Source organism: Streptomyces sp. NPDC015144 (assembly GCF_043079735.1).
Classification (GTDB): domain Bacteria; phylum Actinomycetota; class Actinomycetes; order Streptomycetales; family Streptomycetaceae; genus Streptomyces.
Map to the genome: position 1 here is coordinate 146667 of NZ_JBIBUU010000009.1, position 23602 is coordinate 170268.

The 23602-nt window shown below is 70.1% G+C and carries 24 protein-coding genes and 1 tRNA gene; 14 read left to right on the plus strand and 11 right to left on the minus strand.

Features of this window, described 5'->3' with window-relative positions; translation table 11 throughout:
• The first annotated feature begins 68 nt into the window (after positions 1-68).
• The 6 genes from paaA (at position 69) to ACF08W_RS17780 (ending at position 4922) form a co-directional block, all read left to right on the plus strand.
• On the plus strand, positions 69-1103 hold the full coding sequence (gene paaA, locus ACF08W_RS17755) for a 1,2-phenylacetyl-CoA epoxidase subunit PaaA (RefSeq protein ID WP_392279780.1): 1035 nt from the start codon (positions 69-71) through the stop codon (positions 1101-1103).
• Positions 1100-1390: a 1,2-phenylacetyl-CoA epoxidase subunit PaaB gene (gene paaB / locus ACF08W_RS17760; protein ID WP_352274089.1), complete on the plus strand. Its 291-nt coding sequence runs from the start codon at positions 1100-1102 to the stop codon at positions 1388-1390. Before paaA ends, paaB begins: the two co-directional genes overlap by 4 nt.
• The gene (paaC, locus tag ACF08W_RS17765; protein WP_392279781.1) at positions 1387-2088 is read left to right on the plus strand and encodes a 1,2-phenylacetyl-CoA epoxidase subunit PaaC; all 702 of its coding nucleotides are present in this window, start codon (positions 1387-1389) and stop codon (positions 2086-2088) included. The genes paaB and paaC overlap by 4 nt, the downstream gene beginning before the upstream one ends.
• Positions 2082-2585 carry a 1,2-phenylacetyl-CoA epoxidase subunit PaaD gene (paaD, locus tag ACF08W_RS17770; RefSeq protein ID WP_392279782.1) on the plus strand — a complete coding sequence of 168 codons (504 nt, stop codon included), beginning with the start codon at positions 2082-2084 and terminating at the stop codon, positions 2583-2585. The genes paaC and paaD overlap by 7 nt, the downstream gene beginning before the upstream one ends.
• The gene (locus ACF08W_RS17775) at positions 2586-3644 is read left to right on the plus strand and encodes a 2Fe-2S iron-sulfur cluster-binding protein (RefSeq protein WP_392279783.1); all 1059 of its coding nucleotides are present in this window, start codon (positions 2586-2588) and stop codon (positions 3642-3644) included.
• Between the two features lie 93 nt (positions 3645-3737).
• Entirely contained in the window at positions 3738-4922 is a 1185-nt protein-coding gene (locus ACF08W_RS17780) for an acyl-CoA dehydrogenase family protein (protein WP_392279784.1), read from the plus strand.
• 115 nt (positions 4923-5037) lie between these two features.
• On the opposite strand, the gene ACF08W_RS17785 is transcribed toward ACF08W_RS17780, so the two are convergent.
• The 4 genes from ACF08W_RS17785 to ACF08W_RS17800 form a co-directional block, all read right to left on the minus strand.
• Positions 5038-5382, minus strand: coding sequence for a rhodanese-like domain-containing protein (locus tag ACF08W_RS17785; RefSeq protein WP_352274084.1), 345 nt, complete (start codon positions 5380-5382; stop codon positions 5038-5040).
• A gap of 46 nt (positions 5383-5428) precedes the next feature.
• Entirely contained in the window at positions 5429-6451 is a 1023-nt protein-coding gene (locus tag ACF08W_RS17790) for a hypothetical protein (RefSeq protein ID WP_392279785.1), read from the minus strand.
• A gap of 58 nt (positions 6452-6509) precedes the next feature.
• The gene (locus ACF08W_RS17795) at positions 6510-7970 is read right to left on the minus strand and encodes a DUF2252 domain-containing protein (protein ID WP_385202807.1); all 1461 of its coding nucleotides are present in this window, start codon (positions 7968-7970) and stop codon (positions 6510-6512) included.
• 164 nt (positions 7971-8134) lie between these two features.
• Positions 8135-9235: a hypothetical protein gene (locus ACF08W_RS17800; protein WP_392279786.1), complete on the minus strand. Its 1101-nt coding sequence runs from the start codon at positions 9233-9235 to the stop codon at positions 8135-8137.
• A gap of 88 nt (positions 9236-9323) precedes the next feature.
• On the opposite strand from ACF08W_RS17800, the gene ACF08W_RS17805 reads away from it, so the two are divergent.
• Positions 9324-9770 (plus strand): MarR family winged helix-turn-helix transcriptional regulator, encoded by a 447-nt coding sequence (locus ACF08W_RS17805; RefSeq protein WP_352274080.1) that lies wholly within the window; start codon positions 9324-9326, stop codon positions 9768-9770.
• 220 nt (positions 9771-9990) lie between these two features.
• On the opposite strand, the gene ACF08W_RS17810 is transcribed toward ACF08W_RS17805, so the two are convergent.
• Positions 9991-10073 (minus strand) — tRNA-Leu (locus ACF08W_RS17810).
• 316 nt (positions 10074-10389) lie between these two features.
• Here ACF08W_RS17810 and ACF08W_RS17815 point away from each other — a divergent pair.
• The 6 genes from ACF08W_RS17815 (at position 10390) to pknB (ending at position 18433) form a co-directional block, all read left to right on the plus strand.
• On the plus strand, positions 10390-11247 hold the full coding sequence (locus ACF08W_RS17815) for a DUF3662 and FHA domain-containing protein (protein ID WP_352274079.1): 858 nt from the start codon (positions 10390-10392) through the stop codon (positions 11245-11247).
• Positions 11248-11257: 10 nt separating this feature from the next.
• On the plus strand, positions 11258-11773 hold the full coding sequence (locus tag ACF08W_RS17820) for an FHA domain-containing protein (RefSeq protein ID WP_352274078.1): 516 nt from the start codon (positions 11258-11260) through the stop codon (positions 11771-11773).
• A 129-nt stretch (positions 11774-11902) separates the two neighbouring features.
• Positions 11903-13414: a PP2C family protein-serine/threonine phosphatase gene (locus tag ACF08W_RS17825; protein ID WP_392279787.1), complete on the plus strand. Its 1512-nt coding sequence runs from the start codon at positions 11903-11905 to the stop codon at positions 13412-13414.
• Positions 13415-13437: 23 nt separating this feature from the next.
• Entirely contained in the window at positions 13438-14838 is a 1401-nt protein-coding gene (locus ACF08W_RS17830; protein WP_385202796.1) for an FtsW/RodA/SpoVE family cell cycle protein, read from the plus strand.
• The gene (locus ACF08W_RS17835; protein ID WP_385202793.1) at positions 14835-16292 is read left to right on the plus strand and encodes a peptidoglycan D,D-transpeptidase FtsI family protein; all 1458 of its coding nucleotides are present in this window, start codon (positions 14835-14837) and stop codon (positions 16290-16292) included. The genes ACF08W_RS17830 and ACF08W_RS17835 overlap by 4 nt, the downstream gene beginning before the upstream one ends.
• Before the next feature lie 167 nt (positions 16293-16459).
• Complete coding sequence (pknB, locus tag ACF08W_RS17840) at positions 16460-18433, plus strand: Stk1 family PASTA domain-containing Ser/Thr kinase (RefSeq protein WP_352274074.1); 1974 nt, start codon at positions 16460-16462, stop codon at positions 18431-18433.
• An 82-nt stretch (positions 18434-18515) separates the two neighbouring features.
• Here the strand turns inward: pknB and ACF08W_RS17845 are convergent, their stop codons facing one another.
• From ACF08W_RS17845 to ACF08W_RS17870, 6 genes are read right to left on the minus strand one after another with little or no spacing between them, the layout of a single operon-like run.
• On the minus strand, positions 18516-19256 hold the full coding sequence (locus ACF08W_RS17845; protein ID WP_352274073.1) for a class E sortase: 741 nt from the start codon (positions 19254-19256) through the stop codon (positions 18516-18518).
• Between the two features lie 27 nt (positions 19257-19283).
• A complete protein-coding gene (locus tag ACF08W_RS17850; RefSeq protein ID WP_392279788.1) occupies positions 19284-20747 on the minus strand; it encodes a class E sortase in 1464 nt (487 codons plus the stop codon).
• Entirely contained in the window at positions 20744-21382 is a 639-nt protein-coding gene (locus tag ACF08W_RS17855) for an aminodeoxychorismate/anthranilate synthase component II (RefSeq protein ID WP_352274071.1), read from the minus strand. Before ACF08W_RS17855 ends, ACF08W_RS17850 begins: the two co-directional genes overlap by 4 nt.
• A complete protein-coding gene (locus tag ACF08W_RS17860) occupies positions 21379-21561 on the minus strand; it encodes a hypothetical protein (protein WP_385202784.1) in 183 nt (60 codons plus the stop codon). Before ACF08W_RS17860 ends, ACF08W_RS17855 begins: the two co-directional genes overlap by 4 nt.
• Before the next feature lie 55 nt (positions 21562-21616).
• Positions 21617-22321, minus strand: a complete 705-nt coding sequence (locus ACF08W_RS17865) for a class E sortase (RefSeq protein ID WP_392279789.1) — start codon at positions 22319-22321, stop codon at positions 21617-21619.
• Positions 22322-22346: 25 nt separating this feature from the next.
• The gene (locus ACF08W_RS17870) at positions 22347-23114 is read right to left on the minus strand and encodes a DUF881 domain-containing protein (protein WP_385202778.1); all 768 of its coding nucleotides are present in this window, start codon (positions 23112-23114) and stop codon (positions 22347-22349) included.
• Positions 23115-23255: 141 nt separating this feature from the next.
• On the opposite strand from ACF08W_RS17870, the gene crgA reads away from it, so the two are divergent.
• Positions 23256-23510, plus strand: a complete 255-nt coding sequence (gene crgA / locus ACF08W_RS17875) for a cell division protein CrgA (protein ID WP_352274067.1) — start codon at positions 23256-23258, stop codon at positions 23508-23510.
• Positions 23511-23602: the final 92 nt, after the last annotated feature.

Consider the following 23602-nt stretch of genomic DNA (forward strand, 5'->3'; position numbering starts at 1 on the left):
CACCCTACGGGCCGTCGACCCACCATTGAAGACATTGAACCGAACGATCGGTCGGTAGGGAGCCCGGGATGGCGGCAGTGGCTGCGGACCAGACAGCGCAGGCGGGAGCGGGCAATCCCGCTGGGGCGGACGAGGCCCTGGAGGCGGCGTTCGACGCCGCGGTGGCGGCGGACGAGCGCATCGAGCCGCGCGACTGGATGCCCGACGCGTACCGGGCCTCGCTGGTCAGGCAGATGGCCCAGCACGCCCACTCCGAGATCATCGGCATGCAGCCGGAGGCCAACTGGATCACGCGCGCGCCCTCGCTCCGCCGCAAGGCGATCCTGATGGCCAAGGTGCAGGACGAGGCGGGCCACGGCCTGTACCTCTACAGCGCGGCCGAAACCCTCGGCACGGGCCGCGAGGAGCTGCTCGACAAGCTCCACGCGGGCCGCCAGAGGTATTCGTCGATCTTCAATTACCCGACGCTGACCTGGGCGGACGTCGGCGCGATCGGCTGGCTCGTGGACGGCGCCGCGATCACCAACCAGGTGCCGCTGTGCCGCTGCTCCTACGGTCCGTACGCGCGGGCGATGGTCCGCATCTGCAAGGAGGAGTCCTTCCACCAGCGCCAGGGGTACGAGCTGCTGCTCGCCCTCAGCCGGGGCACGCCCGCGCAGCACGAGATGGCGCAGGACGCGGTGGACCGCTGGTGGTGGCCGTCCCTGATGATGTTCGGCCCGCCGGACGACGCGTCGGCCCATTCGGCCCAGTCGATGGCCTGGAAGATCAAGCGTCACTCCAACGACGAGCTCCGGCAGCGCTTCGTGGACATATGCGTCCCGCAGGCCGAATCGCTCGGCCTCACCCTCCCCGACCCGGACCTCCGGTGGAACGAGGAGCGTGGGCACCACGACTTCGGCGCGATCGACTGGGCCGAGTTCCAGGAGGTCCTCAAGGGCAACGGGCCCTGCAACGAGCAGCGCCTGGCCCAGCGCCGCCGGGCGCACGAGGAAGGCGCGTGGGTACGGGAGGCGGCAGCCGCCCACGCCGAGAAGCACGCACCGGAACGGACAGCGGTGAGGACCGGAAGTCCCATCGTGAACGGGGAGGCGACAGCATGAGCAGCTCGACCGAATGGCCCCTGTGGGAGGTGTTCGTGCGTTCGCGGCGCGGCCTCTCCCACACCCACGCGGGCAGCCTGCACGCGCCGGACGCCGAGATGGCCCTGCGCAACGCACGCGATCTGTACACCCGCCGCTCCGAGGGCGTCTCCCTCTGGGTGGTGCCGTCGGCGCAGATCACGGCCTCCTCGCCGGACGAGAAGGACTCCTTCTTCGAGCCCGCCGGCGACAAGCCGTACCGGCATCCGACGTTCTACGAGATCCCGGAAGGGGTGAAGCACCTGTGACCGCGGCCCTCGCCCTGGGCGACGACGCGCTGGTGCTCTCGCACCGGCTGGGGGAGTGGGCCGGCCACGCCCCCGTGCTGGAGGAGGAGGTGGCCCTGGCCAACATCGCCCTGGACCTGCTGGGCCAGGCCCGGGTGCTCCTCTCCCTGGTCGGGGACGAGGACGAGCTGGCGTATCTGCGCGAGGAGCGGGCCTTCCGCAACGTCCAGCTGGTCGAGCAGCCGAACGGCGACTTCGCCCACACCATCACCCGCCAGCTCTACTTCTCCACCTACCAGCGGCTGCTGTACGAGCGGCTGGCATCGGGCGACGGCCCGTTCGCCGAACTGGCGGCCAAGGCCGTCAAGGAGGTCGCGTACCACCAGGACCACGCGGAGCACTGGACGCTCCGGCTCGGTGACGGCACCGAGGAGAGCCGTGCCCGGATGCAGCGCGCCACGGACGCCCTGTGGCGGTTCACCGGCGAGCTGTTCGAGCCGGTCGAGGGGATCGACATCGACTGGACGGCGCTCGACGGCGACTGGCTGGAATCCGTCTCCGCGGTGCTGGAGCGGGCCACGCTGACCCCGCCCGCCGGTCCCCGGTCCGGGGCGTGGGCCGCGGGAGCGGGGCGCCAGGGCGTCCACACCGAGCCCTTCGGCCGCATGCTCGCCGAGATGCAGCATCTGCACCGCAGCCACCCGGGGGCGTCATGGTGACCGGGACGCCCCTGGAGGAGGAGCTGCGCCATCTCGCGGGCTCCGTCCCCGACCCCGAGCTGCCCGTGCTGACCCTGGACGAGCTGGGGGTGCTCCGGGGCGTGGAGGTCGTCGCCCCGGGCCGGGTCACCGTGCGCCTCACCCCGACCTACACCGGCTGCCCCGCCATCGAGACCATGTCCTGCGACATCGAGCGGGTGCTGCACGACCACGGCATACCGGAGGTCTCCGTGGTCACGGTGCTCTCACCCGCCTGGTCCACGGACGACATCAGCGCGGAGGGGCGGCGCAAGCTCGCCGAGTTCGGCATCGCGCCCCCGCGCCCCCACGGAGCGGCCGCCGCCGGCGGTCCGGTGCCGCTCGCTCTCTCCGTCCGCTGCCCGCACTGCGGGTCGACCGACACGGAACTGCTGAGCCGGTTCTCCTCCACCGCCTGCAAGGCACTGCGCCGCTGTGTGTCGTGCCGCGAACCGTTCGACCATTTCAAGGAGTTGTAGATGTTCCATCCGCTCCGGGTCCGCTCGATCGAACGGCTCACGGACGATTCGGTGGCCGTCACTCTCGCCGTGCCGCCCGCGTCGCGCGAGATCTTCCGCCACAAGCCGGGCCAGCACCTCAACGTGCGGTACACGGCCGACGGCGAGGAGATCCGCCGTTCGTACTCGATCTGCTCCCCGGCCACCGAGGAGCCGGACGAGCCGGTCCTGCGGGTGGGCATCCGGCTGGTCGACGGCGGCAGGTTCTCCACGTACGCCCTGAAGGAGCTCGCCGTCGGCGACCAGGTCGAGGCGATGCCCCCGATGGGCCGCTTCGTGCTGACGCCCCGGCCCGGATCCTTCGCGGCGATCGTCGGAGGCAGCGGGATCACGCCGGTCCTGTCCATCGCCACCACGCTGCTGGCGCGGGAGCCCGCAGCCCGCTTCTGCCTGATCCGCAGTGACCGGACGGCGCTCTCGACGATGTTCCTGGACGAGGTGGCCGAGCTCAAGGACCGTTACCCCGACCGGTTCCAGTTGGTCACGGTCCTCTCCCGGGAGGAGCAGCAGGCCGGGCTGCCCTCCGGCCGGCTGGACGAGGACCGCCTCGCCGCCCTGCTGCCCGCCCTGCTCCCGGTGGACGGGGTGGACGGCTGGTATCTCTGCGGGCCGTTCGGCCTGGTCCGGGCGGCGGAGCGGGCGCTGGGCGGCCTGGGCGTCGACCGGACCCGCGTCCACCAGGAGATCTTCCATGTGGACGACGGTCCGGGCGCGGACACCCGGCCCCGGGCCACGGCGCCCGCCCACAGCAGACTCACCGCCACCCTGGACGGCCGCTCCGGCACCTGGCCGGTGGAGGACGGCGAATCCCTGCTGGAGACCGTGCTGCGCAGCCGTGCCGACGCACCGTACGCCTGCAAGGGCGGGGTGTGCGGGACCTGCCGGGCCTTCCTCGTCTCGGGCGAGGTGCGGATGGACCGCAACTTCGCGCTGGAGCCCGAGGAGACGGACGCGGGCTACGTGCTGGCCTGCCAGTCGCATCCCGCCACCCCGGAGGTGGAGTTGGACTTCGACCGCTGACCGCTCGCCACGTGTTCCCTTCTCGTAGAACCTGTTCTATCTTGACGAACCGTCAGATCCAGGCAGGACATCGGGCAGCGGGAGGCCGGGGCAGTGGACTTCACCTTCACCGAGGAGCAGCAGGCGGCCGCGGAGGCGGCGCGCGGGGTCTTCGCCGGGGTCGCGCCGGACGGGGTCCCCAGCCCCGCTCTCGTACCGGGCGCCGTGGCCGAGGACATCGACCGTCCGCTGTGGGCCCGGCTCGCCTCCGGCGATCTGCTGAGCCTCACCCTGTCGCCGGAACACGGCGGGGCCGGGCTCGATCCCGTCGCGCTCTGCCTGGTGCTGCGCGAGTCCGCCAGGGTTCTCGCCCGGGTGCCGCTGCTGGAGACCTGCGCGGTCGCGACGGCGCTCCAGCGGTACGGAGAGCCTTCGCTGGCCGCCGAGTTGTTGCCCCGGGCCGGCCGGGGCGAGCTGGTGCTCACCGTCGGCGCCAACGGCCGTTCGGGACACGAGCCGGCCGAACGTGCCGTCACGGCCCGCCCGGAGACGGCCGCGGCGGCCGATGCCGGTACCGAGGGCGCCCGGACCGGGGGTACGGACGCGGGCTGGGTGCTCGACGGGACGCAGACCGCGGTGCCCTGGGCCCAGGCGGCGGACTGGATAGCCGTTCCGGCCCAAACGCCCGAGGGCCGGACCGTGATCGCCCTGATCAGCCCCGGCCAGGACGGCGTCACCCTGGCCGAGCAGGTCTCCACCAGTGGCGAACGGCTCGCCGAGGTCCGGCTGGAGGCGGTACGCATCACGGGCCGCGCCCTGATGGATCACCCCGGTGCCTGGGCGTGGCTGCGCGCCCTCCTCACGACCGGCACCTGCGCACTCGCCCTGGGCCTGGGTGAGGCCGTGCTCGCCATGACGAGCGAATACACCGGAAAGCGGGAGCAGTTCGGTTTCCCCGTGGCGACGTTCCAGTCCGTCGCGGTACAGGCCGCGGACCGGTACATCGACCTGCGGGCCATGGAGGCGACGCTCTGGCAGGCCGCCTGGCGGATCTCCACCGGGGCCGACGGGACACTGCCCGCCGAGGGCGACATCGCGGTGGCGAAGATCTGGGCGTCGGACGGTGTCCGGCGGGTCGTTCAGACGGCGCAGCACCTCCACGGCGGGTTCGGCGCGGACACCGACTACCCGCTGCACCGCTTCCACGCCTGGGCGAAGCAGATCGAGCTGTCCCTCGGCCCGGCAGCGGCACACGAGGAGGCGCTGGGCGACCTGCTGGCCGCGCACCTTCTCGGCTGACAGTGGCGGGGCCCCGGCGCTCCTGCCCGGGACTCGGAACGCGGGCCCGAAGCACCATGCCCGGAGCAGGGACGCCGGAGCGCCGTGGCGGGAGCGCGGGGACCGGCGCCCGTACTCAGAGCACGAAGGCCGGAGTGCCGTTGTCCGTGACCATCGGGCGCCCGGCACCGTCCCAGGCGAGCATCCCGCCGTCGACGTTCACCGCGTCGATGCCCTGCTGCACGAGGTACTGGGTGACCTGCGCCGACCTGCCGCCGACCCGGCACACCACATGCACGCGCCGACCGTCACCGACTGCATCGGTCAGCTCACCGAAGCGCGCCACGAAGTCGCTCATCGGGATGTGCAGAGCGCCCTCGACATGCCCGGCGCCCCACTCGTTGTCCTCCCGGACGTCCAGCACGAAGCCGTCCGACGGGACCGCCGCGGCTTCCACCGAGGGCAGAGGGGCGAAATTCATGGGTCATGCCTTCTCTCGTACGTACGCGCCTGGGTCATCCGGAACGCTACTGCACCAGTGTCGCCAGCTCCGCCTCGCGCTGCGCGACCTCGCCCAGAAGCTGTTCGGCGATCTCGTCGAGCAGCCGGTCGGGGTCGTCCGGGGCCATCCGAAGCATGGACCCGATGGCGCTCTCCTCGAGCTCCTGGGCGAGCAGCGTCAGAAGCTCCTTGCGCTGGGTCAGCCAGTCCAGCCGGGCATAGAGCTCCTCGCTCTCGCCGAACCCCTTCTCCGGCGGAACCGGGCCCGCTTCCCACTCCTTCGCCAGCTCCACCAGGAGCTCCTCGTCGCCCCGGCCGTACGCGGCGTTCACCCGGGCGATGAACTCGTCCCGGCGGGCCCGTTCCGTCTCGTCCTGGGCAAGGTCCGGATGGGCCTTGCGGGCCAGGTCCCGGTAGAGCCTGCGTGCCTCCTCGGTCGGCCGGACGCGCTTGGGCGGCCGGACCGGCTGCTCCGTCAGCATCGCCGCGGCCTCGGGGGAGAGCCCGTCGGAGTCCATCCAGTCATGGAACAACTCGTCGACACCGGGCATCGGCATCACGATCGCACGGGCCTCCTGCGCCTTGCGGATGTCCTCCGGGTCGCCCGTTCTGGCGGCCCGGGCCTCCGCGATCTGCGCGTCGAGCTCGTCGAGGCGGGTGTACATGGGACCGAGCTTCTGGTGGTGCAGTCGCGAGAAGTTCTCGACCTCGATCCGGAAGGTCTCCACCGCGATCTCGAACTCGATCAGCGCCTGCTCCGCCGCCCGCACCGCCCTCGCCAGACGGGCCTCGGGCTGCTCCTCCTCGGCCCGGGCGCCCGCACTGCCGGCATCCGCGCCACCGGCGCCCGCAGCACCGGTATCCGCACCACCGGTATCCGCGTCTCCGGTCCCGGAACTCCCGGTCCCGGCGCTCCCGTCCTCGGCATCGGGCCGGGGACCGGCAGCGGCCGGCCCACCGTCCTGCTCGAACGGCTCGTCCTGCCGGTCGTCGTCGTTCCGGCCATCGTCGTTCGGGGAGGTCGGCACCCCGGCGGCTTCGTGGGTCACCCGTCCAGCGTATGGCCCCGGCCCGCCTCCCCCGTACGCCCGGTCGGTCCGGCGCGGCTCAGACGCCCAGCTCGGCGGCTATTCGCCCGGAACCTATCGCCCGTACCAACTCCGCGTGATCCGCCTCCGTACGGTCCGCGTAGGTCACCGCGAACGCCGCCACCGCCTCGTCCAGCTCGTCGTTCTTGCCGCAGTAGCCCGCGATCAGCCGCGGATCGGCGCTGTGCGCATGGGCCCGCGCCAGCAGCGCCCCCGTCATCCGGCCGTAGTCGTCGACCTGGTCGGCCGCCAGCGCGGCCGGGTCGACGCTCCCCTTGCGGTTCCTGAACTGCCGTACCTGGAACGGGCGTCCGTCCACCGTGGCCCAGCCCAGCAGGATGTCGCTGACGACCTGCATCCGCTTCTGCCCGAGCACCACCCGGCGCCCCTCGTGCACCGACCGGGGCACTTCGAAGCCGACAGCCGGCAAGTACGGCGCCAACACGGACCGCCGCGCCTCCTTCACCTGAAGCACCAGCGGCTCACCCCGGTGATCGAGCAGGAGCACCACGTACGACCGGGTGCCGACGCTCCCCGTGCCGACCACCCGGAACGCCACGTCCTGTATCGCGTACCGGGCGAGAAGCGGGACCAGGTCCTCCGAGACCGTGCCCACGTACTCGCCCAGCGCGGACGCGACCGCGGCGGCCTCGCCGTCCGACACCCGCCGCAGTACCGGCGGCGCGTCGACGAAGCGGCGGCCGCCGTCGACGGACTCCTCCGTGGACTTCGCCGCGAAACGGGCGCTCGTGTTCTTCCGGGCCTTCTCCGAGACCCGCTCCAGAGTGCCGAGAAGGTCCCGCGCGTCCGTGTGCGAGACCAGCTCCTCGTCCGCGATGGCGTTCCAGGAGTCGAGCGCGGGCAGCTTGGCCAGCAGCCGCATCGTCCGCCGGTACGCCCCCACCGCGTCGTACGCGCCCCGCCGACAGGTCTCCTCGTCCGCCCCGGCCTCACGCCCCGCGAGCACCAACGAGGTGGCCAGACGCTTCAGGTCCCACTCCCAGGGGCCGAAAACGGTCTCGTCGAAATCGTTCAGATCGATGACCAGACTGCCCCGCGCATCGCCGTACAGCCCGAAATTGGCCGCGTGCGCGTCGCCGCAGAGCTGCGCACCGACCCCGCTGACGGGCGTGCCCACCAGGTCGTGAGCCATCAGACCGGCCGAGCCCCGCAGAAAGGCGAAGGGCGTGGCCGCCATCCGCCCCACCCGGATCGGGGTGAGCTCGGGCACCCTGTCCCGGCTCGACGCCTCCACCGCCCGCACCGCGTCCGGCCGCCCGGCCGGCAGGTCCAGGTCCGCGTGCGAGGACCGGGGCACCTGCCCGCGCAGCGCCTTGCCCGCGTCCTTCGGCAACCGCGCCGCGCCGTCTCCCGCCCGGCCCGGCCCGGCCGCCCGTCGCGCGAATCCGGGCACGGCCGGGATACGCGAATCCCCTGCCCCCGCCCGCCGGACCGGCACCGCCATCCCGCTGTCGCCCATGGCGCGCAGCCTCCCCCCGTACCCACCTGCGCTCCTGGCCGAATGCCTGTCGCAGAGCAATTCCGACGAAGGTACCCCCGCCCGCCGAAAGCCGCTCGCCCCTGTGGAAAACCTGTCCGACCGCCTGTGGACAGCGCCCCGGTCCCCGTCAGGAACCGTCGCCGTCAGACGCCGACGGCCTCCTCCAGCTCCTCCTCGACCTCTTCACTCCCTACAGTCCCCGCAGCACCCTTGGCCACCCCTGCCGCCGAAGCACCAGTACCAGCGAGGGCACCGGCCTTCCGCCGCTTCGATTCGGCCATTCCCGCGAGTCCCACCATCACCAGGCCCACCACGAGCCAGAGTCCGAGCACCAGCACATGCCCGCCGAGCCCGTGTCCCTCGAAGTACACATGGCTGCGCACCCCCTCGACGAAGCCCGCCCCGTTCCAGAAGGAGTGCAGGGAAGCGAAGAAGCCCGGCTGCAGTTCGGGCCGGAAGATGCCCCCGGAGCTGGTGAAGTTGAGCATCACGAACAGCACCATCAGGCCCAGCGTCGTCCACCGCTTGAGGAAGGTGTGCAGTCCGACGCCGATCAGCAGGATGCCCGCGGAGTAGAGCCAGGCCATCGCCCACAGACCACCGAGTCCCTGGTCCACCAGCCCGAACAGCGGCCCCGCGAACACCACGCCGATCACGCTCACCACGAACGACGTGACAACGGCCAGTGCGGCCCTGATCCGCAGCGCCAGCACGGCCCCCGCGCCCCCGATGACCGCGACCGACGCGTACGAGCCGATGCTCAGCGCGACCAGGAGGAAGAAGATGCCCTGGCCGGTCGGATCGCCGTCCGCGGTCGGCGCCGTGTCCGTCACCTTCAGAGGGGCGCCCCGCTCCGCCGCGACCTTGGTGAAGACCTTCTCCACCACCGTGGCGCTGGTGTCGGAGGACGCGCTCGCCACCAGCAGCTCGGGGCGGCTCCCCGGCAGGTAGGCACCGTAACTCGTCTGCGTCCTCAGGTGATCCGCGGCGGTGGCGCGGTCCGGAACGGTCCGCACGCTCAGCGCCCCGTCGCTCCTGTCCTGGAGGTTCTGCGCGAGCACCTGGGCCCTCGCCCCCGACCCGACGACGTCCACCCGGAGATCGTGCGGCTCCGGGGCATGGAAGGCCCCGAGATAGGCCAGCCCCATACCGATGCACATCAGCAGCGGTGTGACGAAATGCCCCAGCACATGACGGAGAGCGGCGGCGGTGGAGCCGGGGGCTCCTTCCGGACTTGCGGACATCCAGAACACTCCAATAGTTGTCTTTTACAACTCCAAACTCGTTGTACTATACAACCAGCATCAGGGAGAGCGAGACGGAGGCCGGAGCGTGCCGGACACACCCGAGGAACGTGAAGCATCGCTGGACGTCATCCAGCGCGAGCTGACGGCTTTCGCACGCCGCGCACGCGCCACGGCGGCCCGCCTCCACCCGGAGCTTCCTCTGGTCTCGTACACCCTGCTGGCACACATCGAGGATCGAAACGGCTGCCGCGCGACGGATCTGGCCGCCCACTACATGCTGGACAAATCAACGGTCAGCCGACAGGTCGGCACCCTGGAGAAACTGGGACTGGTCGAGCGCCACCCGGACCCGGACGACCACCGGATCCAGGTACTGCACCCCACCGAGGCCGGAACCCGGGTCCTCGCCTCCACCCACGCCAGCCGCCGCACCGCCTACCGCGAACGCCTCGCGGACTGGTCGGAGGAAGATCTCGCCCGGTTCGCGGAGTACCTGCTCCGCTACAACACGGTCGGCGACACCACCGCGTAGGCCGCAGAGGTCGCAGAGCTCGCCAACTACCGCAGGGGGTCTGAACCAGACGTTTCACGTGAAACGTCCGGAGAGAAGCCGGAGTCGGAACCAGTCCGTGAGCCAACCCGGGAAGCAGAGCCGGAAGCGAGGCAGCGCATCGAGTCGCGAACCAAGTCGCATATCAAGCCAGGAACGAAGAAGCCCCACAAGCCGTTGGGCCTGTGGGGCTTCTCTCTTGTGCGCGAGGGGGGATTTGAACCCCCACGTCCCTAAGGACACTGGCACCTGAAGCCAGCGCGTCTGCCGTTCCGCCACTCGCGCAAGAGTGGTGTTTCCGGGCTCCTTCACCGTTTCGGTGCGCTTGCCTGGCGACATCCGGAAGATTAGCACGCTATGCAGGGTGGATTCACATCCGTTGTTTCACCGGTCGACTGAAGGGAAGCGGGAACGCCGGGCGGCCGCCCCCACTCCTCCTGTGTGCACCCCGCGTGCGGGACACTGTGAGGAGGCCGCCTCTACGATCCGTGTGAGAGGTGACACTCATCCACAGGGCAGACAAGGGGAACCAGCCGATTTCCCGACGCGTGGATACGATCAGTAAGCAGTACAGGGACGACTACGACGGAGGAGGTGCCCCATGGGAGTCATGAAGCGTTTCGAGCAGCGTCTCGAGGGTCTGGTCAACGGCACCTTCGCCAAGGTCTTCAAGTCCGAGGTCCAGCCGGTCGAGATCGCCGGCGCCCTCCAGCGCGAGTGCGACAACAACGCGACGATCTGGAACCGCGAGCGGACCGTCGTCCCCAACGACTTCATCGTCGAACTCAGCACACCCGACTACGAGCGACTCAGCCCGTACTCCGGGCAGTTGGGCGACGAGCTCTCCGGGCTGGTCCGCGACTACGCGAAGCAGCAGCGGTACACCTTCATGGGCCCCATCAAGGTCCACCTGGAGAAGGCCGACGATCTCGACACCGGGCTCTACCGGGTGCGCAGCCGCACCCTGGCGTCGAGTTCGTCGCAGCAGCCCTCCCAGGGCGCGCAGGGCCAGCCACCCCATCCGGGACCGGCCCGTCCGCAGCCGCCCGGCGGCGGCTACGGCTACCCGCCCAGCTCTCCCCCGCCCATGCCTCCCGGCCCGCCCCCGGGCGCCAGGCCCGGAGCGCCCAGCACCGACCGGCACCCGCCGGCCGGGCCCAGCCCCCTGCCCAACGCGCAGGTGCGACGCTGGATCGAGATCAACGGCACCCGCCATCAGATCTCCCGCCCGACGCTGGTGCTGGGCCGCAGCACCGACGCCGACGTGCGGATCGACGACCCCGGCGTATCGCGTCGGCACTGTGAGATCCGGACCGGAACGCCCTCGACGATCCAGGATCTCGGGTCTACCAACGGCATCGTGGTAGACGGGCAGCACACCACCCGCGCTACGCTCCGCGACGGCTCGCGGATCGTCGTGGGCAGCACCACCATCGTTTACCGGCAAGCCGAAGGGTGAAGCGGGGGCAATGTCAGAGCTGACCCTGACGGTCATGCGGCTAGGTTTCCTGGCTGTTCTGTGGCTATTCGTGATCGTGGCCGTACAGGTCATCCGCAGCGATCTGTTCGGAACGCGTGTCACGCAGCGCGGCTCACGCCGCACCGCGAGCGACGCACGGCCGGCACAGGCGCGCCAGAACACCGCCGCGCCGCCGCAGCAGCGCCAGCAGTCCGGCCGCCAGCGCCGGGGGGCGCCCACCAAGCTGGTCGTCTCCGAGGGGAGCCTCACCGGCACCACGGTGGCGCTCCAGGGCCAGACGATCACGCTGGGCCGGGCGCACGATTCGACGATCGTGCTGGACGACGACTACGCGTCCAGCAGGCATGCCAGGATCTACCCCGACCGTGACGGCCAGTGGATCGTCGAGGATCTCGGGTCCACCAACGGCACGTATCTCGACCGGACCCGCCTCACCACCCCGACGCCCGTTCCGCTGGGTGCGCCGATCCGGATCGGCAAGACCGTCATCGAGCTGCGGAAGTAGTACGACAATGAGCGAGCGGAGCGAGCGAGCCGCGGCAGTCCGGGCATCGGACTCCGTCCGGCTCCCGACCGGAGGGTGGGCAGTGTGGCTCAGGACCGGCTGTACCCGGAGCCGACGGGCGAGGTGGGCATGAGTCTTTCCCTGCGCTTCGCCGCCGGATCGCACAAGGGCATGATCCGGGAGGGCAACGAGGACTCCGGTTACGCCGGTCCCCGCCTCCTCGCCATCGCCGACGGCATGGGCGGACAGGCGGCCGGCGAGGTCGCCAGCTCCGAGGTCATCTCCACCCTCGTCCAGCTCGACGACGACGTCCCCGGCTCGGACATCCTCACCTCGCTCGGTACGGCGGTCCAGCGGGCCAACGACCAGCTTCGCGTGATGGTCGAGGAGGACCCCCAGCTGGAGGGCATGGGCACCACGCTCACCGCCCTCCTCTGGACCGGCCAGCGCCTCGGCATGGTCCACGTCGGCGACTCCCGCGCGTACCTCCTCCGTGACGGCGTCCTCACCCAGATCACCCAGGACCACACCTGGGTGCAGCGGCTGGTCGACGAGGGCCGGATCACCGAGGAAGAGGCCACCACCCACCCGCAGCGCGCCCTGCTGATGCGCGCGCTCGGCAGCGGCGACCGCGTCGAGCCCGATCTCTCCATCCGCGAGGTCCGGGTCGGCGACCGCTATCTGATCTGCTCCGACGGGCTGTCCGGCGTCGTCTCCCACCAGACCCTGGAGGAGACGCTCGCCAGCTACCAGGGCCCTCAGGAGACCATCCAGGAGCTGATCCAGCTCGCCCTGCGCGGCGGTGGCCCCGACAACATCACCTGCATCGTCGCCGACGTCCTCGACGTCGACAGCAACGACACCATGGCCTCGCAGTTCAACGACACCCCCGTCGTCGTCGGCGCGGTCGCGGAGAACCAGGCCGCGCAGATGGCCGCCGCCGAGAGCACGGCCGCCATGCAGACCCCCGCCGGACGCGCGGCCGGCCTCGGCCGCCCCGTGGCGCCGCCCCCGGGGGGCTTCGGCCCGCCCGGCAGCGGTGACGCCGACGCGTACGGCGGGATGCCGGAGGGCTCCTTCGACTCGTACACCGACGACGACTTCGTCAAGCCCGGTGGCGGCCGCAAGTGGCTCAAGCGCTCCCTCTACACGGTGCTGGCGCTGGCCGTCGTCGGCGGTGGCGTCTACGGCGGCTACCGCTGGACGCAGAACCAGTTCTACGTGGGCGCCAACAAGGAGCACGTCGCGCTGTTCCGCGGCCTCAGCCAGGACCTGGCGTGGGTCTCGCTCTCGAAGGTCGAGAAGGACCACCCCGAGATCGAACTCAAGTACCTCCCGCCCTACCAGCGCAAGCAGGTCGAGGCGACGATCGCCGAGGGCGACCTGGCCGCGGCCCGCGAGAAGATCAGCGAACTCGGGATCCAGGCATCCGCCTGCAAGAAGGACGCCCAGCGGCGCGCGGCGGCGGAGAGCGACGCCCGCCCGGACCCGGAGAAGTCCGGAGGCATCGACGCGAACGCCCCCAAGACGTCCTCCACGTCCAAGGACACCAAGACCAAGCCGACCACCACGACTCCCACTCCTGGTCCCAGCCTCTCGGAGGAAGAGAAAAAGCTGGTCCCGCAGTGCGGTAAGCAGTAAAGCCGTAGGGGGCCTTCAGCACCATGAGCGTTGTCACCAATACGACCACGATCGGCGCGATCGACGCACCGAGCCGCCGCAACACCGAACTGATGTTGATGGCCTTCGCCATCGCCATCTCGGTGTTCGCCTACGCCAATGTCGGGCTCGCCCTCAACGGCAAGCTCCCTTCGGGCATGCTCGGATACGGGCTCGGCCTTGCTCTCCTGGGCGGCATCGGCCACCTCGCCGTCCGTAAGTTCGCTCCCTACGCGGATCCCTTGCTGTTGCCGCTGGCGACCCTGCTGAACGGGCTGGGGCTGGCCATCATCTGGCGGCTGGACCAGTCCCCGAGGTTCCAGGCGACCCGTGACTTCGCTCCCGCCGCCTCCAAGCAGCTGCTCTTCTCGGCCGTGGGCGTCGCGCTCCTGGTGGGCGTCCTGCTGCTGCTCAAGGACCACCGCATCCTGCAGCGCTACACCTACATTTCCATGCTGGTGGCGCTGTTCCTGCTGATCCTGCCGATGTTCTTCCCCGCCGTGAACGGCGCCAAGATCTGGATCAAGATCCCCGGTGTCGGCACGATCCAGCCCGGAGAATTCGCCAAGATCATCATCGCGGTGTTCTTCGCCGGCTACCTCATGGTGAAGCGGGACGCGCTGGCCCTGGCCAGCCGCCGCTTCATGGGGCTGTATCTTCCTCGCGGCCGTGACCTCGGTCCGATCCTCATGGTCTGGGCCTTCTCCATCCTGATCCTGGTCTTCGAGACCGACCTCGGTTCGTCGCTGCTGTTCTTCGGCATGTTCGTCGTCATGCTGTACGTGGCCACCGAGCGCACCAGCTGGATCGTCTTCGGTCTGCTGATGTCCGCGGCGGGTGCCGTGGGCGTCGCGGCCTTCGAACCCCACGTTCAGCAGCGTGTGACCGCCTGGCTCGACCCGTTCGACGGCTGGGGCAAGCTGGCCGCCAGCGAGCAGATGGCCAAGTCCCTCATGGCCTTCGGCTCCGGCGGCACCCTCGGTACCGGGCTCGGCCAGGGCAACTCCGACCTGATCGGCTTCGCCGCCAACTCCGACTTCATCCTCGCCACCGTCGGCGAAGAGCTGGGACTGGCCGGGATGATGGCCATCCTGCTCGTCTACGGATTGATCGTCGAGCGCGGTATCCGCACGGCCCTCGCCGCCCGTGACCCCTTCGGCAAGCTCCTCGCGATCGGGCTCTCCGGCTCTTTCGCCATCCAGGTGTTCGTCGTCGCCGGCGGTGTCATGGGGCTCATCCCGCTGACCGGTATGACCATGCCGTTCGTCGCGGCAGGCGGGTCGTCCGTGATCGCGAACTGGGCCCTGGTCGGCATCCTGCTCCGCATCAGCGACACCGCCCGTCGGCCCGCCCCGGCTCCCGCCCCCTCACCCGACGCCGAGATGACCCAGGTGGTCCGACCGTGAACAAGCCCCTGCGCCGGATCGCGATCTTCTGCGGGGTGCTCGTCCTCGCGCTCCTGGTCCGCACCAACTGGCTCCAGTACGTCCGCGCCGACGAGCTGAACGGCAACGAGCACAACCGCCGCGTACAGATCGAGCGCTACGCCCACGAGCGCGGCAACATCATCGTCGACGGCAAGTCCGTCACGGGCTCCGTCGAGACCAAGGACAGCGACTTCAAGTACAAGCGGGTCTGGAAGAACGGCCCCATGTGGGCCCCCGTCACCGGCTACGCCTCGCAGGCGTTCGACGCCTCGCAGCTGGAGAAGATCGAGGACGGCATCCTCACCGGCAACGACGACCAGCTCTTCTTCAACCGCACCCTGTCGATGTTCACCGGCGGGAAGAAGCAGGGCGGCAACATCGTCACCACGCTGAACAGCGCCGCCCAGAAGGCCGCCTTCAAGGGACTCGGCAGCAAGAAGGGCGCCGTCGCCGCGCTCGACCCGCAGACCGGCGCCGTCCTGGCCCTGGTGAGCACCCCGTCGTACGACCCCTCCGTCTTCGCCGGGAACTCCTTCAAGGACTCCGAAGCCCGCCAGAAGCTCCTGAACGACAAGGACAAGCCGATGCTCAACCGGGCATTGCGCGAGACCTACCCTCCCGGCTCGACCTTCAAGGTCGTCACCGCCGCCGCGGCCCTGGAGAACGGGCTGTACAGCAACGTCGACGAACCGACGGACTCGCCGCTGCCCTGGCGGCTCCCGCTGAGCACCCAGGACCTGCCCAACGAGGGCAACATCCCCTGCAAGAACGCCTCGCTCCGGGAAGCCCTGCGGTGGTCCTGCAACACCGTCTTCGGCAAGATCAGCGATGACCTCGGCAACGAGAAGATGATGGCGGAGGCCGCGAAGTTCGGCTTCAACCAGGAGATCTTCATCCCGGTCCGCGCCGACGCCAGCGCCTACCCCAAGGACAACCGTCCGCAGAACGCCATGGCCGGCATCGGCCAGGCGTCCAACCGCGCGACCCCGCTCCAGATGGCCATGGTCGCCGCGGCCATCGCCAACGACGGCAAGCTGATGCAGCCGTACATGGTCGCCGAGCGCCAGACCCCCAGCCTCGACGCGATCTACACCCACCAGAAGGAACAGTTCAGCCAGCCCCTCAGCGGTGAGAACGCGCAGAAGCTCCAGCAGATCATGGAGACCGTGGTCAAGACCGGCACGGGAACCAACGCGCAGATCAGCGGCGTCACCGTAGGCGGCAAGACCGGTACGGCCCAGCACGGCCTGAACAACAGTGAGAAGCCGTACGCCTGGTTCATCTCCTACGCCAAGACCGACAGCGGCTCCCCGGTCGCCGTCGCCGTCGTCGTCGAGGACAGCCAGGCGGGCCGGGACGACATCTCCGGTGGCGGCCTCGCCGCCCCGATCGCGCGGGACGTCATGAAGGCGGTCATCGACAGCAAGCGGTGATGCCCGTCACATCGGGTGCCACATCTGCACATGGGGATACCGGTCGGGTATCAGGTCCGGACTACGGGCCGATCAGGTAGCCCGCGGCCGGTAGCGTATGCGCGAGCAGCACACCGCCGGACCACACACCGGTGTGGTCGGGACTGACGGAGAGGGCTGGAACAGTTATGGAAGAGCCGCGTCGCCTCGGCGGCCGGTACGAGCTGGGCTCGGTGCTCGGCCGTGGTGGCATGGCCGAGGTGTACCTCGCACACGACACCCGGCTCGGCCGCACCGTAGCCGTGAAGACGCTCCGGGCCGACCTGGCCCGTGACCCGTCGTTCCAGGCCCGGTTCCGCCGTGAGGCCCAGTCCGCCGCCTCGCTCAACCACCCGGCGATCGTCGCTGTCTACGACACCGGCGAGGACTACGTCGACGGGGTCTCCATCCCGTACATCGTGATGGAGTACGTCGACGGGTCGACCCTCAGGGAGCTTCTGCACTCCGGCCGCAAGCTGCTGCCCGAGCGCACCCTGGAGATGACCGTCGGCATCCTCCAGGCGCTGGAGTACTCGCACCGCGCCGGAATCGTCCACCGCGACATCAAGCCGGCGAACGTCATGCTGACGCGCACCGGCCAGGTCAAGGTCATGGACTTCGGCATCGCCCGCGCCATGGGCGACTCCGGGATGACGATGACCCAGACCGCCGCCGTCATCGGCACCGCCCAGTACCTCTCCCCCGAGCAGGCCAAGGGCGAGCAGGTCGACGCGCGCTCCGACCTCTACTCGACCGGCTGCCTGCTGTACGAGCTGCTGACCGTCCGGCCGCCCTTCATCGGGGACTCCCCGGTCGCGGTCGCCTACCAGCACGTACGGGAAGAGGCGCAGCCGCCGAGCACCTTCGATCCCGAGATCACGCCCGAGATGGACGCGATCGTGATGAAGGCGCTGGTCAAGGACCCCGACTACCGCTACCAGTCGGCCGACGAGATGCGGGCCGACATCGAGGCGTGCCTCGACGGCCGGCCGGTCGCCGCCACCGCGGCGATGGGCGCGGCAGGTTACGGCGGCTACGACGGGTACGGCAACGAGCAGCCGACCACCGCACTGCGCCCCGCGGACCAGAACGGCGCCGCCACCTCCATGCTGCCCCCGGTCAACCCGGAGGACGGCAGCTACGACGACCGGCCGGACCGGCGCCGCCAGAAGAAGAGCAACACCTCGACGATCCTGCTGATCGTCGCGGGCGTCCTGGTGCTGATCGGCGCGATCCTGATCGGCCAGGCCGTCTTCAGCGACAACAAGAAGGACACCCAGGTCGACGCACCGAACCTGGTCGGCCTGACCGTCGACGCGGCGGAGCAACGCGCGGGGAACGCCGAGGTCGTCATGAAGGTCGGCTCGCGCAAGGAGTGCGAGGACCAGCCGAAGGGCAAGATCTGCAGCCAGACGCCGGAGGCCGACACTCCGATGGAGAAGCAGGACACCGTCACGGTCGTCGTCTCCACCGGTGCTCCCAAGATCGAGGTCCCGGACGTCACGGAGAAGTCCCAGGACAGTGCCCGGAAGGCGCTGGAGGACAAGGGCTTCACGGTCAAGGTCGTCACGGAGGAGTCCGAGAAGTCGCCGGACACGGTCATCCGGCAGGACCCCGCGGGCAACGCGAAGGCGGAGAAGAACTCCGAGGTCACGATCACCGTCGCCAAGCAGGCGGAGGCAGACCTTCCGGACGTTCGCAGCCGGACCATCGACCAGGCGCTGGCCCAGCTCTCCCCGCTCGGGTTCACCAACATCTCCCAGCAGCAGGTGGATTCGGAGCAGCCCGCGGGCACGGTCATCGAGCAGAGCCCGGCCGGTCCGAGCAAGCAGCCGAAGAACACCCCGATCGTCCTGAAGGTCTCCAAGGGCCCGCAGGAGCCGGAGAAGGCCACCGTGCCGGATCTGCGCGGCAAGACCATCGGTGAGGTGAAGGGCCTGCTCGCCGGGGCGGGGCTCCAGCTCGGCCAGGTGCAGGGCCCGAGCGACGACAACGCGAGGGTCATCGGCTTCCAGCCGGGAGCCGGCCAGCAGGTCGACAAGAACAGCGCGGTCAACGTGCAGACCATGCCGGGCGGCGGTGACGGCAATATCTTCGGCGGCCCGTCCGGCTCACGCCGCTGAGCCGGTAGGTACGCCACCGCGAAGGGCCCCGGCCACCATCTGGTGACCGGGGCCCTTCGTCGTACGCGGGCGGCGGGTGCGCTCAGCGCAGCTCCGCCGGCTTCGTGCGGTCCTTGTCCACCTTCTCGGTGCGCACCAGCTCGCCCCACACGATGTAGCGGTACTTCGAGGTGTAGACCGGCGTGCAGGTCGTCAGCGTGATATAGCGGCCCGGCTTCTTCGCCCCCGAGCCCTCCGGCACCGGCTGCAGGACGTCGACGTTGTACTTCGACGTCTCGGGCAGCTCCTTGAAGACCTTGTAGACGTACCAGGTGTCCCGGGTCTCGAAGACGACCGGGTCGCCGGTCCGCAGCTTGTCGATGTTGTGGAACTTGGCGCCGTGCCCGTCGCGGTGGGCGGCCAGGGTGAAGTTGCCCTTCTTGTCCCACGGGAGGGCCGACTTCACCGGGTCGGTGTAGTAGCCGGCGATGCCGTCGTTCAGGTTCTCGGTGTCGGTGCCCTTCTTGACCAGCACCTCGCCGTTCCTCATCGCGGGGACGTGCAGGAAGCCGATGCCGTCCTTGGTGTCCAACGCGCCCGGCCCGCCCGCCCAGCGGTCACGGACGGTGTCGCCCTGCTTGGTGGCCTCCCGGTCGGCGAGGACGTTCGTCCACCAGAGGGAGTAGACGACGAAGAGGCCCAGCACCAGACCGGCGGTGATCAGCAGCTCGCCGAAGAGACTGACCGCGGTCGCGACGGGATGCCTTCCCCGGCTCCGGGGCGGGGGCGGAAGCGGGGGTGCCGGCTCGCCGGTCTGCTCGTCATGCTCGGTCCTAGCCGTCACCGCACCCATCCCTGTCGTGATGTTGACTCAGCCCACGAGCGCGTCGGGCTTCCCCTTGCTGCGCGGCCGTTCGTCGATCATCTTGCCCCAGACGATCAAACGGTACGTACTCGTGAATTCCGGTGTACAGGTCGTCAGTGTGATGTACCGGCCGGGCTTGGTGAAGCCCGAACCGCGCGGGATCGGGTCGATCACCGAGACGTTGGACGGCGACGTCTGCGGCAGCATGCTCGTCATCTCGTACGTGTAGTACGCGTCCTGTGTCTCGACCACGACCTCGTCGCCGGGGTTCAGCCGGTTGATGTAGCGGAACGGCTCGCCGTGGGTGTTGCGGTGACCGGCCAGGGCGAAGTTGCCCTTCTTCGCCGAGGGCATCGCGGTACGGAGCGAGCCCTCGCTGTAGTGCCCGACCATGCCCCGGTCGAGGACCTTGTCCTTGTTGATGCCCTCGGCAATCGGGGCGACCACGTCCAGCTTCGGGATGTGGATGATCGCGAAGCCCTGACCGGCCTCGAACACGCCGGGGCTGCGGTCGCCCTTGGCCCAGTCGTCCTGGATCTTGTGGGTCTCCTTGCCCGCGTACTGGTTGGCGCGGACGTTCGTCCACCACAGCTGGTACGTGACGAACAGCAGCATCAGCACGCCGAGCGTGATGAACAGCTCGCCGGTGACCCGGCTGGCCACCACCGCGGGGCTGTCCTTGGCCGCGCGCGCCGCACGCCGCGCCTCGACGCGCGACATCGGCCGGCCGGACGGTGCGGCGGGCGGCGCGGTCTCCTGGCGCGGCTCGGCCCGGCGCCGCCCCCGCCCCTTGGCGGCGCGACGACGCTCGGCACGGCCCCCGGTACGCGGCTCGGGGTCGGTACGCGGCTCGGGATCCAGCAGCGGAACCGGATCCTCCGGGGCCAGCCCGGAGAGCGGGTCCGGAACCCCGGAACCCATGACCCCGGAGCCGATGATCCCGGAATCCGCCGCCCCGGGACCCGCCATCCCCGAGTCCATGATCCGGGAATCCGGAGCGTCGAAGGCCTGAGCGTCGAAGGCCGGAATGTCCGGTACCGGAGCCGCGGCGTCCGGGGGCCGGACCGGGTCGGGGGCCGCAGGGACCCGGGACAGGACCTCGGTGGCCTGGGCGCCGGGATCCGGCGCGGGCGTCTGCTGCCCGTACCAGTCCCGTTCGAAGCCCTCGGGGTCGTACCACTCCCGCGGGGTCTCCGCGGGGCTCTGCGCGCCGTACGCGGCCTGTGGCCGCTGCTCCGGGGCCCGGTGCTGGCCCGCCCCGGGAACGGCCTCCGGCCCCGACGGCTGGGCCGGGACGGTGTCCGCCCTGAACCACGGCGAGGAGTGCCGCCCCGGCAGCGGATCGGTCAGCGGATCCGCCAGGCCGTCGACAGCCGCCTCGAACGCGCCCGCGGCCCCGTGCGCCCCGTGCGCGCCCTGCTCGTACGGGCCGTCCTGTCCGGCGTCCGGTCCGGGGCGGGGCGAGGTCACGCGACGGCCTTGCCCACCACCGGCGCGAGCCCCGCCGACCGCGCGACGGCCCCTGTGTCGCCGCACCGCACCAGCCAGTTGGCCAGCATCAGGTGGCCGTACTCGGTCAGCACGGACTCCGGGTGGAACTGGACGCCCTCCACCGGCAGCTCACGGTGGCGCAGCCCCATGATGATGCCGTCAGCCGTCCGCGCCGTCACTTCCAACTCCGCCGGTACGGTGTCCGGTTCGGCGGCGAGCGAGTGGTAGCGGGTCGCGGTGAAGGGGGAGGGCAGACCGGCGAAGACCCCCGCCCCCTCGTGGGTCACCGGCGAGGTCTTGCCGTGCAGCAGCTCCGGGGCGCGGTCCACCACACCGCCGTAGGCCACCGCCATCGACTGCATCCCCAGGCAGACCCCGAAGACCGGGACGCCCGTCGCCGCGCAGTGGCGCACCATCTCGACGCAGACGCCCGCCTCCTCCGGAGTGCCGGGGCCGGGCGACAGGAGGACCCCGTCGAAGCCGTCCTGGGCGTGCGCCGTGGTCACCTCGTCGTTGCGCAGCACCTCGCACTCGGCGCCGAGCTGGTAGAGGTACTGGACGAGGTTGAAGACGAAGCTGTCGTAGTTGTCCACGACAAGAATGCGGGCACTCACCGGCCGCCTCCCGTCCCCGTCGCGCCGTCGACCGTCACGTCGCCGAACGGAAGCAACGGCTCCGCCCAGGGGAAGACGTACTGGAAGAGCACGTAGACGACGGCCAGCACCAGCACCAGCGAGATGAGCGCACGCACCCACGAGTTGCCCGGCAGATGCCGCCAGATCCAGCCGTACATGTCGTCCCTCCATTCGGTACGGGACCAGACTAAAGGGCCGCGGCGACGGCGTGGGTCAGCTGTGGAAAGCCGCGGGCCTGCCGTCCGCCACGGGCTGGGTGGCGTCCAGGTGGGCCCAGACGATCAGCCGGTGGCTGCTTCCCCACTCGGGCTCGCAGGTGGTCAGCGTCAGATAGCGCCCCGGCCCGTCGAAACCGGACTTCCGGGGGACGGGGTCGATGACCCCGACATCGCTCGGCACCGTCCGGTACGGCGTACGTCCGATGCGGTACGTGAACCACGTCGTCCCGTCCGTCAGCAGCACCGCGTCGCCCCGTCGCAGCTTCGGGAAGTCCTTGAACGGGTCCCCGTAGGTGCGCCGGTGGCCGGCCACCGCGAAGTTGCCGCTCGCGCCGAGGCGGGCCGTCCCCGCGTAGTGGCCGAGACCTTTCTGCAAGGTCCTGACCTCGGTGTTCTCCAGGACCGGCCACTCCCAGCCCTTGCCGAAGCGGGGGATGTACATCATCGCGAACGGCTTGCCGTCGCGGTACGCGGGCGCGGCGGGCCGCTTCGGAGCGGCCGGGGCGGACGACGGGGTGGTCTCCGGCGCGGAGGCCGTTCCGCGGTCCCACTGGTCGTGGAGCGATTCGATCTGCCCCTCGGTGGCGCCCGCCGCCCGCACTCCCGTCCAGAACAGGACGTACACCACGAAGAGCACGATCAAGGCGCCGACGGTGAGGCAGAGTTCGCTGAGCGTCCTGACGACCAGTCGCACCGACACCTGCCGGCCTCCCCACAGCCGCTGGCTACTTCACGGGCTCCGCATAGTGGAGGTCCACTGTGCCCGAGTAGCCGGGAAGAGTCACCGCCTCGTGCTCGTCGACTTTCCAGCCGAGCCCGTAGGCCTTCACGTACAGCAGGTAGTTGCTGATCGCCGGGGAGTCGTTGAGCGCCTGCTTGAGCCGCCCCGGGTCACCGACCGCGGTGATCTTGTACGGCGGGGAGTAGACCCGGCCCTGGAGGATCAGGGTGTTCCCGACGCAGCGGACCGCGCTGGTGGAGATCAGCCGCTGGTCCATGACCTGGATGCCCCGGGCGCCGCCCTGCCAGAGGGCGTTGACCACCGCTTGCAGGTCCTGCTGGTGGATGACCAGGTCGTTGGGTTGCGGATCGGGGTAGCCGGGGCTGGCGGTGGCGTTGGGCGGGGCGTCGTCGAGCGTGACGGAGACCGAGCGGCCGGTGAGCTTCCTGGTGCCGGCGACGCGCTCCAGCGCACCCAGCCTGGCGGCCTCCGCCTTCGTACTGCCGTCGTCCTCCCGGACCAGGGCGTCGATGTCGTCCCGCGCGACCGCGTTGACCTCGTCCAACTGGGCGTTCTTGCCGCTGCGCTGCTGGATGAGGTCGGAGAGCTTCAGCAGCGAGGAGTCGGTGCGGATGTTGGTGCCCTTGGCCGTGTTGGCGCTGGTCACGAAGATCAACCCGGCGAGCGCGAAGACGGCAGCGGTGAGCACCCGGGCCGGGTGCCGGAACGTGCGCCGGACCGGGCCTTGTCGGGAGTCGGCAGAATTGCTCAACGTACCCTTATCTCCTTAGGCACCAGGGAAGCACTACGCTAACGGACGCCCGGGGGAGGCAGTATTCCCCCTTGAGCCCCACCCCGGCGCCCGACACAGTTCCCTGCGCGGTCACGCAGCGCATCGACAGGAGAGTTCCTCGTGCCGAAGTCACGTATCCGCAAGAAGGCCGACTTCACGCCGCCCCCGGCGAAGCAGGCAACCAACATAAAGCTGACCAGCCGTAGCTGGGTGGCGCCCGTGATGCTGGCGCTCTTCCTGATCGGGCTGGCCTGGATCGTCGTCTTCTACGTGACCGACGGCGACCTGCCGATCCAGGACCTGGGCAACTGGAACATCGTGGTCGGCTTCGGCTTCATCGCCGGTGGCTTCGGTGTCTCCACGCAGTGGAAGTAGCGCCCTCGGCCCACTTACCCCACCGTTGTCCACACCGTTATCCACAGGCGGGGGAAAAGGTCAGACGATCTGTGGATAACTCCCCGAGAGTT

Bases quoted from the DNA above. Each gene is read 5' to 3' on its own strand.
- paaA (WP_392279780.1), top strand. From the start codon at position 69: ATGGCGGCAGTGGCTGCGGACCAGACAGCGCAGGCGGGAGCGGGCAAT.
- ACF08W_RS17800 (WP_392279786.1), bottom strand. From the start codon at position 9,235: ATGTCCGCAAGTCCGGAAGGAGCCCCCGGCTCCACCGCCGCCGCTCTC.
- ACF08W_RS17820 (WP_352274078.1), top strand. From the start codon at position 11,258: ATGTCAGAGCTGACCCTGACGGTCATGCGGCTAGGTTTCCTGGCTGTT.
- ACF08W_RS17825 (WP_392279787.1), top strand. From the start codon at position 11,903: ATGAGTCTTTCCCTGCGCTTCGCCGCCGGATCGCACAAGGGCATGATC.
- paaB (WP_352274089.1), top strand. From the start codon at position 1,100: ATGAGCAGCTCGACCGAATGGCCCCTGTGGGAGGTGTTCGTGCGTTCG.
- ACF08W_RS17860 (WP_385202784.1), bottom strand. From the start codon at position 21,561: ATGTACGGCTGGATCTGGCGGCATCTGCCGGGCAACTCGTGGGTGCGT.
- paaD (WP_392279782.1), top strand. From the start codon at position 2,082: ATGGTGACCGGGACGCCCCTGGAGGAGGAGCTGCGCCATCTCGCGGGC.
- ACF08W_RS17815 (WP_352274079.1), top strand. From the start codon at position 10,390: ATGGGAGTCATGAAGCGTTTCGAGCAGCGTCTCGAGGGTCTGGTCAAC.
- ACF08W_RS17785 (WP_352274084.1), bottom strand. From the start codon at position 5,382: ATGAATTTCGCCCCTCTGCCCTCGGTGGAAGCCGCGGCGGTCCCGTCG.
- ACF08W_RS17795 (WP_385202807.1), bottom strand. From the start codon at position 7,970: ATGGGCGACAGCGGGATGGCGGTGCCGGTCCGGCGGGCGGGGGCAGGG.
- pknB (WP_352274074.1), top strand. From the start codon at position 16,460: ATGGAAGAGCCGCGTCGCCTCGGCGGCCGGTACGAGCTGGGCTCGGTG.
- ACF08W_RS17830 (WP_385202796.1), top strand. From the start codon at position 13,438: ATGAGCGTTGTCACCAATACGACCACGATCGGCGCGATCGACGCACCG.
- ACF08W_RS17775 (WP_392279783.1), top strand. From the start codon at position 2,586: ATGTTCCATCCGCTCCGGGTCCGCTCGATCGAACGGCTCACGGACGAT.